11 protein-coding genes are annotated in these 12,544 nt (G+C 62.0%); all 11 read left to right on the top strand.

Going from position 1 to position 12,544, the window contains the following annotated elements; genetic code table 11:
- The first annotated feature begins 625 nt into the window (after positions 1 to 625).
- Positions 626 to 1,039 (top strand): NADH-quinone oxidoreductase subunit A, encoded by a 414-nt coding sequence (locus FBY02_RS22660; protein ID WP_024779313.1) that lies wholly within the window; start codon positions 626 to 628, stop codon positions 1,037 to 1,039.
- 10 nt (positions 1,040 to 1,049) lie between these two features.
- Complete coding sequence (locus tag FBY02_RS22655; protein ID WP_024779314.1) at positions 1,050 to 1,724, top strand: NADH-quinone oxidoreductase subunit B family protein; 675 nt, start codon at positions 1,050 to 1,052, stop codon at positions 1,722 to 1,724.
- A gap of 73 nt (positions 1,725 to 1,797) precedes the next feature.
- Positions 1,798 to 3,582 carry an NADH-quinone oxidoreductase subunit C/D gene (gene nuoC / locus FBY02_RS22650; RefSeq protein ID WP_144930347.1) on the top strand — a complete coding sequence of 595 codons (1,785 nt, stop codon included), beginning with the start codon at positions 1,798 to 1,800 and terminating at the stop codon, positions 3,580 to 3,582.
- A 2-nt stretch (positions 3,583 to 3,584) separates the two neighbouring features.
- Entirely contained in the window at positions 3,585 to 4,082 is a 498-nt protein-coding gene (gene nuoE / locus FBY02_RS22645; protein ID WP_053157826.1) for an NADH-quinone oxidoreductase subunit NuoE, read from the top strand.
- Positions 4,079 to 5,437 (top strand): NADH-quinone oxidoreductase subunit NuoF, encoded by a 1,359-nt coding sequence (gene nuoF, locus FBY02_RS22640; RefSeq protein ID WP_144930346.1) that lies wholly within the window; start codon positions 4,079 to 4,081, stop codon positions 5,435 to 5,437. The genes nuoE and nuoF overlap by 4 nt, the downstream gene beginning before the upstream one ends.
- Before the next feature lie 137 nt (positions 5,438 to 5,574).
- Entirely contained in the window at positions 5,575 to 8,289 is a 2,715-nt protein-coding gene (nuoG, locus tag FBY02_RS22635; RefSeq protein ID WP_144930345.1) for an NADH-quinone oxidoreductase subunit NuoG, read from the top strand.
- A complete protein-coding gene (gene nuoH / locus FBY02_RS22630) occupies positions 8,286 to 9,293 on the top strand; it encodes an NADH-quinone oxidoreductase subunit NuoH (RefSeq protein WP_024779319.1) in 1,008 nt (335 codons plus the stop codon). The genes nuoG and nuoH overlap by 4 nt, the downstream gene beginning before the upstream one ends.
- A gap of 11 nt (positions 9,294 to 9,304) precedes the next feature.
- Positions 9,305 to 9,853: an NADH-quinone oxidoreductase subunit NuoI gene (gene nuoI / locus FBY02_RS22625; protein WP_024779320.1), complete on the top strand. Its 549-nt coding sequence runs from the start codon at positions 9,305 to 9,307 to the stop codon at positions 9,851 to 9,853.
- 9 nt (positions 9,854 to 9,862) lie between these two features.
- Complete coding sequence (gene nuoJ, locus FBY02_RS22620; RefSeq protein ID WP_024779321.1) at positions 9,863 to 10,363, top strand: NADH-quinone oxidoreductase subunit J; 501 nt, start codon at positions 9,863 to 9,865, stop codon at positions 10,361 to 10,363.
- Between the two features lie 4 nt (positions 10,364 to 10,367).
- Positions 10,368 to 10,676: an NADH-quinone oxidoreductase subunit NuoK gene (nuoK, locus tag FBY02_RS22615; protein ID WP_017131317.1), complete on the top strand. Its 309-nt coding sequence runs from the start codon at positions 10,368 to 10,370 to the stop codon at positions 10,674 to 10,676.
- Positions 10,673 to 12,526 carry an NADH-quinone oxidoreductase subunit L gene (nuoL, locus tag FBY02_RS22610; RefSeq protein ID WP_144930344.1) on the top strand — a complete coding sequence of 618 codons (1,854 nt, stop codon included), beginning with the start codon at positions 10,673 to 10,675 and terminating at the stop codon, positions 12,524 to 12,526. Before nuoK ends, nuoL begins: the two co-directional genes overlap by 4 nt.
- Positions 12,527 to 12,544: the final 18 nt, after the last annotated feature.

The raw sequence follows: 12,544 nt of genomic DNA, 5'->3' as shown, positions 1-12,544 counted from the left end.
TAGATGATTAGATAAGTGAGCTGCAAAGATAGCCATTTGCCACCAATCGTTCAAGGCTCTAGGTTAGGCCTCGTGCCGATTTTTGTTGGCAAAGAGGTTTCGCTTGACGCTCCAATGCTCCGGGACCGCGCCGCTGACGGCGCGAACAAGCCTGGCTTCTATGGGAGCGACCCCTCATGCAGATCCAACCCCTTACCGACCCTTTCCCTTTGGCGCGCCGATAGAAAAATTGATCGAACGCAGTAACAGGCAGTCTGAAAAAGAGTAAAACGGCCAGCGCTGACAATTGCAGTCGCAACCCTGTAAGAAAAGTTCTCAGCTACTGTGCCGGGTTATTGATGAAAAACCCGGACAAACAATAATAATTATCATTTGAAGGGCATTATCATTGTTGCAGCACGAATAAAGCAGAATGGATGAATAGTCGGCCAATGCCCGCAGGGCCGGGGTTGCGCAGCTTTGGAGGAGCGCTATGTCCTTATTCCAATAAATAATTTCGCTATAGGAATTTTACTTGCCCGGTGTTTAGCCATAAAATCACCGCGATTGATTGCTGCGACATATCGTCACTGCGTTATTTCTTTCAAGCTCAGAGGCCCTTTGCCCTCTGTTAAGGATTTCCAGCATGCCCGAAGCGACAGGACTCATGGCCCACAACTGGGGCTTTGCCATTTTCCTTCTGGGTGTCGTCGGCCTGTGTGCCTTCATGCTCGGGCTGTCGAGCCTGCTCGGGTCAAAAGCCTGGGGCCGCAGCAAAAACGAACCGTTCGAGTCCGGCATGCTGCCTACCGGTGGCGCCCGCTTGCGGCTCTCAGCCAAATTCTATCTGGTCGCGATGCTCTTCGTGATCTTCGATATCGAAGCCCTCTTTCTCTTTGCCTGGTCTGTGTCCGTCCGCGAAAGCGGCTGGACCGGATTTGTCGAAGCTCTCGTTTTCATAGCAATTCTGTTGGCAGGTCTTGTCTACCTATTCCGGGTGGGGGCACTTGATTGGGCTCCGGAAGCTCGGCGCAAGCGGCAAGCGAAGCTGAAACAATGAGGCTTTGGCAATGCAATACAATCTCACCAGGATCGACCCCGATGCTCCTAACGAGCAGTATCCGATTGGCGAACGGGAAACCGTCTCCGATCCGTTAGAAGATCAAGTCCACAAGAACATCTTCATGGGCAAGCTCGAAGATGTGCTGAACAGCACGGTCAACTGGGGTCGCAAGAACTCCCTGTGGCCGTACAACTTCGGCCTTTCGTGCTGCTACGTGGAAATGACCACCGCCTTCACGGCGCCCCACGACATCGCGCGCTTCGGCGCCGAGGTAATCCGGGCATCGCCGCGTCAGGCGGATTTCATGGTTATCGCCGGTACCTGCTTCATCAAGATGGCGCCGATCATCCAGCGTCTCTATGAGCAAATGCTCGAACCGAAATGGGTGATCTCCATGGGTTCGTGCGCCAACTCCGGTGGCATGTACGACATCTATTCCGTCGTTCAAGGGGTGGACAAGTTCCTGCCCGTGGACGTCTACGTGCCTGGCTGCCCGCCCCGCCCCGAAGCTTTCCTGCAAGGCCTGATGCTGTTGCAGGAATCGATTGGCCAGGAGCGTCGCCCACTGTCCTGGGTCGTTGGCGATCAAGGCGTCTATCGCGCCGAGATGCCATCGCAAAAGGAACAGCGCCGCGAACAGCGTATCGCAGTCACCAACCTGCGCAGCCCCGACGAAGTCTGATCCAGCTCTGTTCCTGAACAAGAAACACGAACCTGGCTTCATTCTTTACGTTGACCGAAAGCGATAAATAACCATGACTACAGGCAGTGCTCTGTACATCCCGCCCTACAAGGCAGACGACCAGGATGTGGTCGTCGAACTGAACAACCGTTTTGGCCCCGAGGCGTTCACCGCCCAGCCGACCCGCACCGGCATGCCGGTGCTTTGGGTTGCTCGCGCCAGACTCGTCGAAGTCCTGACCTTCCTGCGCAACCTGCCCAAGCCGTACGTCATGCTCTATGACCTGCACGGCGTGGACGAGCGCCTGCGCACCAAGCGCCAGGGCCTGCCCGACGGCGTCGACTTCACCGTGTTCTATCACCTGATGTCGATCGAGCGTAATAGTGACGTAATGATCAAGGTCGCCTTGTCCGAGAGCGACCTCAGCGTGCCGACCGTGACCGGCATCTGGCCGAACGCCAACTGGTACGAACGTGAAGTGTGGGACATGTACGGGATCGATTTCCCCGGCCACCCGCACCTGTCGCGCATCATGATGCCGCCGACCTGGGAAGGTCACCCGCTGCGCAAGGACTTCCCGGCCCGCGCCACCGAGTTCGACCCGTTCAGCCTGTCCCTGGCCAAGCAGCAGCTCGAGGAAGAAGCCGCGCGCTTCAAGCCTGAAGACTGGGGCATGAAGCGTTCGGGCGCCAACGAGGACTACATGTTCCTCAACCTGGGCCCGAACCACCCTTCGGCCCACGGTGCGTTCCGCATCATCCTGCAACTGGACGGCGAAGAGATCGTCGACTGCGTCCCGGACATCGGCTACCACCACCGTGGCGCCGAGAAAATGGCCGAGCGCCAGTCCTGGCACAGCTACATTCCGTACACCGACCGCATCGACTACCTCGGCGGCGTGATGAACAACCTGCCGTACGTGCTTTCGGTCGAGAAACTGGCCGGGATCAAGGTACCGGACCGGGTCGACGTCATCCGCATCATGATGGCCGAGTTCTTCCGTATCACCAGTCACCTGCTGTTCCTGGGCACCTACATCCAGGACGTCGGCGCCATGACGCCGGTGTTCTTCACCTTCACCGACCGCCAGAAGGCGTACACGGTGATCGAAGCCATTACCGGTTTCCGCCTGCACCCGGCCTGGTACCGCATCGGTGGCGTGGCCCACGATCTGCCACGTGGCTGGGAAAAGCTGGTCAAGGACTTCGTCGAGTGGATGCCCAAGCGTCTGGACGAATACACCAAGGCCGCCCTGCAGAACAGCATCCTCAAGGGCCGTACCATCGGCGTCGCCGCCTACAACACCAAGGAAGCTCTGGAATGGGGCGTCACTGGTGCTGGCCTGCGTTCTACCGGTTGCGACTTCGACCTGCGCAAGGCACGCCCCTACTCCGGCTACGAGAACTTCGAATTCGAAGTACCGCTGGCGGCCAACGGCGATGCCTATGACCGCTGCATGGTTCGCGTCGAGGAAATGCGCCAGAGCGTCAAGATCATCGAGCAATGCCTGCGCAACATGCCGGAAGGCCCGTACAAGGCGGATCACCCGCTGACCACGCCGCCGCCCAAGGAGCGCACGCTGCAGCACATCGAGACCCTGATCACGCACTTCCTGCAGGTTTCGTGGGGTCCGGTCATGCCGGCCAACGAGTCCTTCCAGATGATCGAAGCGACCAAGGGCATCAACAGTTATTACCTGACGAGCGACGGCGGCACCATGAGCTACCGCACCCGGATCCGCACCCCAAGCTACCCGCACCTGCAGCAGATCCCTTCGGTGATCAAAGGCAGCATGGTCGCGGACTTGATCGCGTACCTGGGTAGTATCGATTTCGTTATGGCCGACGTGGACCGCTAAGCATGAACAGCACGCTTATCCAGACAGACCGTTTCGCCCTGAGCGAAACCGAGCGCTCGGCCATCGAGCACGAGCTGCATCACTACGAAGACCCGCGCGCGGCGTCGATCGAAGCCCTGAAGATCGTCCAGAAGGAACGTGGCTGGGTGCCTGACGGCGCGCTTTACGCCATCGGCGAGATCCTCGGCATCCCGGCGAGCGACGTCGAAGGCGTCGCCACCTTCTACAGCCAGATCTTCCGCCAGCCTGTAGGCCGCCACATCATTCGCGTCTGCGACAGCATGGTCTGCTACATCGGTGGCCACGAATCCGTGGTCAGCGAAATCCAGAGCAAGCTGGGCATCGGCCTGGGCCAGACCACCGCCGACGGCCGCTTCACGCTGCTGCCGGTGTGCTGCCTGGGCAATTGCGACAAGGCCCCGGCGCTGATGATCGACGACGACACCTTCGGTGACGTCAAACCAGACGGCGTCGCCAAATTGCTGGAGGGCTACGTATGACCCTGACTTCCTTCGGGCCCGCCAACCGCATCCAGCGTTCGGCCGAAACCCATCCCCTGACCTGGCGTCTGCGTGACGACGGCGAAGCGGTGTGGCTGGACGAGTATCAGGCCAAAAACGGCTACGCCGCTGCGCGCAAGGCGTTCACCCAGATGGCCCAGGACGACATCGTCCAGACCGTGAAGGACTCCGGCCTCAAGGGTCGCGGCGGTGCGGGCTTCCCTACCGGCGTGAAGTGGGGCCTGATGCCCAAGGACGAATCCATCGACATCCGCTACCTGCTGTGCAACGCGGATGAAATGGAACCCAACACCTGGAAGGACCGCATGCTGATGGAGCAACTGCCCCATCTGCTGATCGAAGGCATGCTGATCAGCGCCCGTGCGCTGAAAACCTACCGTGGCTACATTTTCCTGCGCGGCGAATACACCACCGCCGCCAAGCACCTGAACCGTGCCGTGGAAGAAGCCAAGGCCGCGGGCCTCCTGGGCAAGAACATCCTGGGCAGCGGCTTCGATTTCGAGCTGTTCGTCCACACCGGCGCCGGGCGTTACATCTGCGGTGAAGAAACCGCACTGATCAACTCCCTGGAAGGCCGCCGCGCCAACCCACGCTCCAAGCCACCCTTCCCGGCAGCCGTGGGCGTGTGGGGCAAGCCGACCTGCGTGAACAACGTCGAGACCCTGTGCAACGTGCCGGCGATCATCGCCGACGGCGTGGACTGGTACAAATCCCTGGCCCGCGACGGCAGCGAAGACATGGGCACCAAGCTCATGGGCTTCTCCGGCAAGGTCAAGAACCCCGGCCTGTGGGAACTGCCTTTCGGCATCACTGGCCGCGAGCTGTTCGAGGATTACGCTGGCGGCATGCGCGACGGCTACAAACTCAAGTGCTGGCAGCCCGGTGGTGCCGGTACCGGCTTCCTGTTGCCGGAACACCTGGACGCGCAGATGTACGCCGGCGGCATCGCCAAGGTGGGCACCCGCATGGGTACCGGCCTGGCCATGGCGGTGGACGACAGCGTCAGCATGGTGTCGCTGCTGCGCAACATGGAGCAGTTTTTCTCCCGTGAGTCCTGCGGCTTCTGCACCCCTTGCCGCGATGGCCTGCCCTGGAGCGTCAAGCTGCTGATGGCCATCGAGAACGGCGAAGGCCAGCCCGGCGACATCGAGACCCTGCTGGGTCTGGTGGGTTTCCTCGGCCCAGGCAAGACCTTCTGTGCTCACGCACCGGGTGCCGTGGAGCCGTTGGGCAGCGCGATCAAATACTTCCGCTCTGAATTCGAGGCCGGCATCGCGCCTACCCGCGCAGGCGATCTCAATCAGGTGGTCACGCCGACCATGGTCGGCGCGTAACACGCTTAAGAAGGCGAAGGGTCCGTGCCCTTCGCCTTTCGTCCGATGACGCCTTTGCAGGCTGTTTGGATTCGGACGAACGACAAGATTCCATTAGCCACGCCCGCTGACACCGGGCCAACGAAGAACTTTGAACCATGGCCACTATCCACGTAGACGGCAAAGCGCTCGAAGTCGACGGGGCAGACAACCTGTTACAGGCATGTCTGTCGCTAGGCCTCGACATCCCATATTTCTGCTGGCATCCCGCGCTTGGTAGCGTCGGGGCCTGCCGCCAGTGCGCGGTCAAACAGTACACCGACGAAAACGACACCCGTGGTCGGATCGTCATGTCCTGCATGACCCCCGCCACCGACAACACCTGGATCTCCATCGACGATGAAGAATCCAAGGCGTTCCGCGCCAGTGTCGTCGAATGGCTGATGACCAACCACCCGCACGACTGCCCGGTCTGCGAGGAAGGCGGTCACTGCCACCTGCAAGACATGACCGTGATGACCGGCCACAACGAGCGCCGTTATCGCTTCAAGAAACGCACCCACCAGAACCAGCAACTGGGTCCGTTCATTTCCCACGAGATGAACCGCTGCATCGCCTGCTACCGCTGCGTGCGCTACTACAAGGACTACGCCGGCGGCACCGACCTGGGCGTGTTCGGTGCCCACGACAACGTGTACTTCGGTCGCGTTGAAGACGGCACCCTGGAAAGCGAGTTTTCCGGCAACCTCACCGAGGTCTGCCCGACCGGTGTGTTCACCGACAAGACCCACTCCGAGCGCTACAACCGCAAGTGGGACATGCAGTTCTCGCCAAGCATCTGCCACGGCTGCTCCAGCGGTTGCAACATCAGCCCGGGCGAGCGCTATGGCGAACTGCGTCGCATCGAGAACCGCTACAACGGCTCGGTGAACCAGTATTTCCTCTGCGACCGTGGCCGCTTCGGCTACGGCTACGTCAACCGCACGGACCGCCCTCGCCAACCGCTGTTGGCCGACGGCACCAAGCTGAGCCTGGACGAAGCCCTGGATAAGGCCGCCGAACTGCTGCGCGGCCGCAACATCGTCGGCATCGGGTCGCCACGGGCCAGCCTGGAAAGCAACTACGCACTGCGCGAACTGGTCGGCGCCGAGCACTTCTACAGCGGTATCGAAGCCGCTGAGCTGGAGCGCATCCGCCTGGTGCTGCAAGTGCTCAAGGACAGCCCGCTGCCCGTGCCGACGATGCGCGACATCGAAGACCACGACGCCGTGTTCGTCCTCGGCGAAGACCTGACCCAGACCGCCGCCCGCATGGCCCTGGCCCTGCGCCAGTCGGTCAAGGGCAAGGCCGAGGACATGGCCGACGCCATGCGCGTCCAGCCGTGGCTCGACGCAGCCGTGAAGAACATCGGCCAGCATGAGCTGAACCCGCTGTTCATCGCCAGCCTGGCCGAAACCAAGCTCGACGACGTCGCCGAGGAATGCGTCCACGCTGCCCCTGACGACCTGGCGCGCATCGGTTTTGCCGTGGCCCACGCCCTGGACGCCAGCGCCCCGGCCGTCGAAGGCCTGGACAGCGAAGCGACCGCCCTGGTCCAGCGCATCGCCGATGCCTTTCTGGCGGCCAAGCGTCCGCTGGTGATCGCCGGTACTTCCCTGGGCTCCAAGGCCCTGATCGAGGCCGCCGCCAATATCGCCAAGGCCCTGAAGCTGCGCGAGAAGAACGGTTCCATCAGCCTGATCGTGCCGGAAGCCAACAGCCTCGGCCTGGCCATGCTCGGTGGCGAATCGGTGGATGCCGCCCTGCAAGCGGTGATCGACGGCAGCGCCGACGCCATGGTGGTGCTGGAGAACGACCTGTACACCCGCACCGACAAAGCCCGTGTGGACGCCGCATTGAACGCCGCTAAAGTGGTGATCGTGGCCGACCACCAGAAAACCGCCACCACCGACCGCGCCCACCTGGTGCTGCCGGCGGCGAGCTTCGCCGAAGGCGACGGTACGCTGGTCAGCCAGGAAGGTCGCGCCCAGCGCTTCTTCCAGGTCTTCGACCCGCAATACCTGGACGCCAGCATCCTGGTCCACGAAGGCTGGCGCTGGCTGCATGCGCTGCGCGCCACCCTGCTGAACCAGCCGATCGACTGGACGCAACTGGACCACGTCACCGCTGCCTGTGCCTCCAGCACCGCGCAACTGGCCGGCATCGTCGACGCCGCACCGTCCGCTTCGTTCCGCATCAAGGGCCTGAAACTGGCCCGTGAACCGCTGCGCTACTCCGGCCGCACCGCCATGCGCGCCAACATCAACGTTCACGAACCACGCACCCCGCAGGACACGGACACCGCGTTCGCCTTCTCCATGGAAGGTTACTCGGGCTCCGCCGAACCGCGCTCGCAAGTGCCGTTCGCCTGGTCGCCGGGCTGGAACTCGCCGCAGGCCTGGAACAAGTTCCAGGACGAAGTCGGCGGTCACCTGCGTGCCGGTGACCCGGGCACGCGCCTGATCGAAAGCCAGGGCGATGGCCTGAGCTGGTTCGCCAGCGTACCGCGCGCCTTCAACCCGGCACCAGGCACCTGGCAGGTCGTGCCGTTCCATCACCTGTTCGGCAGCGAAGAGAACTCTTCCAAGGCCGCGCCGGTGCAGGAACGCATCCCGGCTGCCTACGTGGCCCTGGCCAAGTCCGAAGCCGATCGCCTGGGCGTCAACGACGGCGCCCTGCTGAGCCTGAACGTCGCCGGCCAGACCTTGCGTCTGCCGCTGCGCATCAATGAAGAACTGGGCGCCGGCCTGGTGGCCCTGCCGGCCGGCCTGGCGGGCATTCCACCGGCGGTGTTCGGTAAAACCGTCGACGGTCTGCAGGAGGCAGCGCAATGAGCTGGTTCACCCCTGAAGTGATCGATGTGATCCTGACGGTCCTCAAGGCCATCGTGATCCTGCTGGCCGTGGTGGTCACAGGCGCGTTGCTGAGCTTTGTCGAACGTCGCCTGCTGGGCTGGTGGCAGGACCGCTACGGTCCTAACCGCGTCGGCCCGTTCGGCATGTTCCAGATCGCCGCCGACATGATCAAGATGTTCTTCAAGGAAGACTGGACACCCCCCTTTGTCGACAAGGTGATTTTCACCCTGGCGCCGGTGGTGGCCATGAGCGCCTTGCTGATTGCCTTCGCGATCATCCCGATCACCCCGACCTGGGGTGTGGCGGACCTGAACATCGGCCTGCTGTTCTTCTTTGCCATGGCCGGCCTGTCGGTGTACGCGGTGCTGTTCGCCGGTTGGTCGAGCAACAACAAGTACGCCCTGCTGGGTAGCTTGCGGGCATCGGCCCAGACCGTGTCCTACGAGGTATTCATGGGCCTGGCGCTGATGGGCGTGGTGGTCCAGGTCGGCTCGTTCAACATGCGCGACATCGTCGAGTACCAGGCCCAGAACCTGTGGTTCATCATTCCGCAGTTCTTCGGCTTCTGTACCTTCTTCATCGCTGGCGTGGCCGTGACCCACCGTCACCCGTTCGACCAGCCGGAAGCGGAACAGGAACTGGCCGACGGTTACCACATTGAATACGCCGGCATGAAATGGGGCATGTTCTTCGTGGGCGAGTACATCGGTATCGTCCTGATTTCGGCATTGCTGGTGACGCTGTTCTTCGGCGGCTGGCACGGTCCGTTCGACATCCTGCCGCAACTGTCCTTCGTGTGGTTCGCCCTGAAGACCGCGTTCTTCATCATGCTGTTCGTCCTGCTGCGCGCCGCCATCCCGCGCCCGCGCTACGACCAGGTGATGGACTTCAGCTGGAAATTCTGCCTGCCACTGACCCTGATCAATTTGCTGGTGACCGCTGCGATCGTGTTGATGAACACGCCTGCGGCCGCGGTTCAGTGAGGATTTGACCCATGTTCAAATATATTGGCGACATCGTTAAGGGTACCGGTACCCAACTGCGTAGCCTGGTCATGATCTTCGGCCATGGCTTCCGCAAGCGCGACACCCTGCAATACCCGGAAGAGCCGGTCTACCTGGCGCCGCGTTACCGCGGCCGCATCGTCCTGACCCGCGACCCCGACGGCGAGGAGCGCTGCGTGGCGTGCAACCTGTGCGCCGTGGCCTGCCCGGTGGGCTGCATCTCGCTGCAGAAAGCTGAAACCGAAGACGGTCGCTGGTACCCGGACTTCTTCCGCATCAACTTCTCGCGCTGCATTTTCTGCGGCCTCTGCGAGGAAGCATGCCCGACCACCGCGATCCAGCTCACGCCGGATTTCGAAATGGCGGATTTCAAACGTCAGGACCTGGTGTACGAGAAAGAAGATCTGCTGATTTCCGGTCCCGGTAAAAACCCTGATTACAACTTCTATCGTGTTGCAGGTATGGCCATTGCCGGTAAGCCGAAAGGCGCCGCGCAGAACGAAGCCGAACCGATCAACGTGAAGAGCTTGCTGCCTTAAGGAAGAAAGATGGAATTCGCTTTCTATTTCGCATCGGGTATCGCTGTGGTGTCCACGCTTCGTGTGGTCACCAACACCAATCCCATACATGCCCTGCTCTACCTGATCATTTCGCTCATCGCCGTGGCCATGACCTTCTTCGCTCTCGGCGCGCCGTTCGCCGGGGCCCTGGAAGTGATCGCCTACGCCGGCGCCATCATGGTGCTGTTCGTGTTCGTGGTGATGATGCTGAACCTCGGCCCGGCCTCGGTCCAGCAGGAGCGCAACTGGCTCAAGCCCGGCATCTGGGCGGGGCCGGTGATTCTCGCCGCCCTGCTGCTGGGTGAACTGCTGTATGTGCTGTTCGCTCACCAGAGCGGCCAGGCCATCGGCCACACCACCGTAGGCGCCAAGACCGTGGGCATCAGCCTGTTCGGTCCGTACCTGCTGGTGGTCGAACTCGCCTCGATGCTGCTGCTTGCCGCAGCCGTCACGGCGTTCCATTTGGGCCGTAACGAGGCGAAGGAGTAATCACATGCCTGCTATCCCTCTCGAACACGGTCTGGCAGTTGCCGGCATCCTGTTCTGTCTCGGTCTGGTCGGCCTGATGGTCCGCCGCAACATTCTGTTCGTGCTGATGAGCCTGGAGGTCATGATGAATGCCGCCGCCCTGGCCTTCATCGTCGCGGGCGCTCGCTGGGCGCAGCCCGATGGACAGATCATGTTCATCCTGGTGATCAGCCTGGCAGCCGCCGAGGCCAGTATCGGCCTGGCGATCCTGTTGCAGCTGTATCGCCGCTTCCACACGCTCGATATCGACGCTGCCAGTGAGATGCGCGGATGAACATGATCTTTCTGACTTTCGTATTTCCCCTGATCGGTTTCCTGCTGCTGGCGTTCTCCCGTGGACGCTGGTCGGAAAACCTCTCGGCGCTGGTTGGCGTCGGCTCCATCGGCCTGTCGGCGATTGTTGCCGCCTACGTGATCTGGCAGTTCAACGTTGCACCGCCCGAAGGTGGCCACTACACCCTGGTGCTGTGGCAATGGATGGCGGTGGAAGGCTTCACGCCGAACTTCGCCCTGTACATCGACGGCCTGTCGATCACCATGTTGGGTGTCGTGGTCGGCGTGGGTTTCCTGATCCACCTGTTCGCCTCCTGGTACATGCGCGGTGAAGCCGGTTACTCGCGTTTCTTCGCCTACACCAACCTGTTCATCGCCAGCATGCTGTTCCTGGTGCTCGGCGATAACCTGTTGTTCCTGTACTTCGGCTGGGAAGGCGTGGGCCTGTGTTCGTACCTGTTGATCGGTTTCTACTACAGCAACCGCAACAACGGCAACGCGGCACTCAAGGCGTTCATCGTCACCCGCATCGGCGACGTGTTCATGGCCATCGGCCTGTTCATCCTGTTCCAGCAACTGGGCACGCTGAATATCCAGGAACTGCTGGTCAAGGCACCCGAGCACTTCAAGGTCGGCGACTTCTGGATCGTCCTGGCGACCCTGATGCTGCTGGGCGGCGCCGTCGGTAAATCCGCGCAACTGCCACTGCAGACCTGGTTGGCGGATGCGATGGCCGGCCCTACCCCGGTCTCGGCCCTGATCCACGCCGCCACCATGGTGACCGCAGGCGTCTACCTGATCGCCCGTACCCACGGTCTGTTCGCCCTGGCGCCGGACATCCTGCACCTGGTGGGCATCGTCGGTGGCGTGACCCTGGTCCTGGCCGGCTTCGCCGCCCTGGTGCAGACCGACATCAAGCGGATCCTCGCCTACTCGACCATGAGCCAGATCGGCTACATGTTCCTGGCCCTGGGCGTCGGTGCCTGGGAAGGCGCGATCTTCCACCTGATGACCCACGCGTTCTTCAAGGCGCTGCTGTTCCTTGCCTCCGGCGCGGTGATCGTGGCCTGCCACCACGAGCAGAACATCTTCAAGATGGGCGGCCTGTGGAAGAAGCTGCCGCTGGCCTACGCCAGTTTCATCGTCGGTGGCGCGGCCCTGGCGGCCCTGCCACTGGTCACCGCCGGCTTCTACTCCAAGGACGAGATCCTCTGGGAAGCGTTCGCCAGCGGTAACCAGGGCCTGCTCTATGCCGGCCTGGTGGGTGCGTTCATGACCTCGCTGTACACCTTCCGCCTGATCTTCATCGCGTTCCATGGTGAAGCCAAGACCGAAGCCCACGCCGGCCATGGGATTGCCCATTGGCTGCCGCTGTCGGTGCTGATCGTGCTGTCGACCTTCGTCGGCGCCATGATCACCCCGCCGCTGCACGGTGTACTGCCGCAGAGCGTCGGCCATGCCGGCGGCGAAGCCAAGCACAGCCTGGAAATCGCCTCCGGCGCCATCGCCCTGGCGGGTATCCTGCTGTCCGCCCTGCTGTTCCTGGGCAAGCGTCGCTTCGTGACCGCGATCGCCAACAGCGGCCTTGGCCGTGTCCTTTCGGCCTGGTGGTTCGCTGCCTGGGGCTTCGACTGGATCTACGACAAACTGTTCGTCAAGCCATACCTTGCGATCAGCCACATTCTGCGCAAAGACCCGCTCGACCAGACCATTGGCCTGATCCCGCGCATGGCCAAGGGCAGCCACACCGCCCTGAGCCGTACCGAGACCGGTCAACTGCGTTGGTATGCGGCTTCCATGGCGGCTGGCGCCGTGCTGGTTATCGGCGCCATCGTGCTGGTAGCGGTCTGATATGAACCTTGCGAACTT

The sequence above is a fragment of the Pseudomonas sp. SJZ078 genome, assembly GCF_007828255.1.
Lineage (GTDB): Bacteria > Pseudomonadota > Gammaproteobacteria > Pseudomonadales > Pseudomonadaceae > Aquipseudomonas.
This window is presented reverse-complemented; position numbering and strand designations above follow the sequence as displayed.

Bases quoted from the DNA above. Each gene is read 5' to 3' on its own strand.
- FBY02_RS22660 (WP_024779313.1), top strand. From the start codon at position 626: ATGCCCGAAGCGACAGGACTCATGGCCCACAACTGGGGCTTTGCCATT.
- FBY02_RS22655 (WP_024779314.1), top strand. From the start codon at position 1,050: ATGCAATACAATCTCACCAGGATCGACCCCGATGCTCCTAACGAGCAG.
- nuoC (WP_144930347.1), top strand. From the start codon at position 1,798: ATGACTACAGGCAGTGCTCTGTACATCCCGCCCTACAAGGCAGACGAC.
- nuoE (WP_053157826.1), top strand. From the start codon at position 3,585: ATGAACAGCACGCTTATCCAGACAGACCGTTTCGCCCTGAGCGAAACC.
- nuoF (WP_144930346.1), top strand. From the start codon at position 4,079: ATGACCCTGACTTCCTTCGGGCCCGCCAACCGCATCCAGCGTTCGGCC.
- nuoG (WP_144930345.1), top strand. From the start codon at position 5,575: ATGGCCACTATCCACGTAGACGGCAAAGCGCTCGAAGTCGACGGGGCA.
- nuoH (WP_024779319.1), top strand. From the start codon at position 8,286: ATGAGCTGGTTCACCCCTGAAGTGATCGATGTGATCCTGACGGTCCTC.
- nuoI (WP_024779320.1), top strand. From the start codon at position 9,305: ATGTTCAAATATATTGGCGACATCGTTAAGGGTACCGGTACCCAACTG.
- nuoJ (WP_024779321.1), top strand. From the start codon at position 9,863: ATGGAATTCGCTTTCTATTTCGCATCGGGTATCGCTGTGGTGTCCACG.
- nuoK (WP_017131317.1), top strand. From the start codon at position 10,368: ATGCCTGCTATCCCTCTCGAACACGGTCTGGCAGTTGCCGGCATCCTG.
- nuoL (WP_144930344.1), top strand. From the start codon at position 10,673: ATGAACATGATCTTTCTGACTTTCGTATTTCCCCTGATCGGTTTCCTG.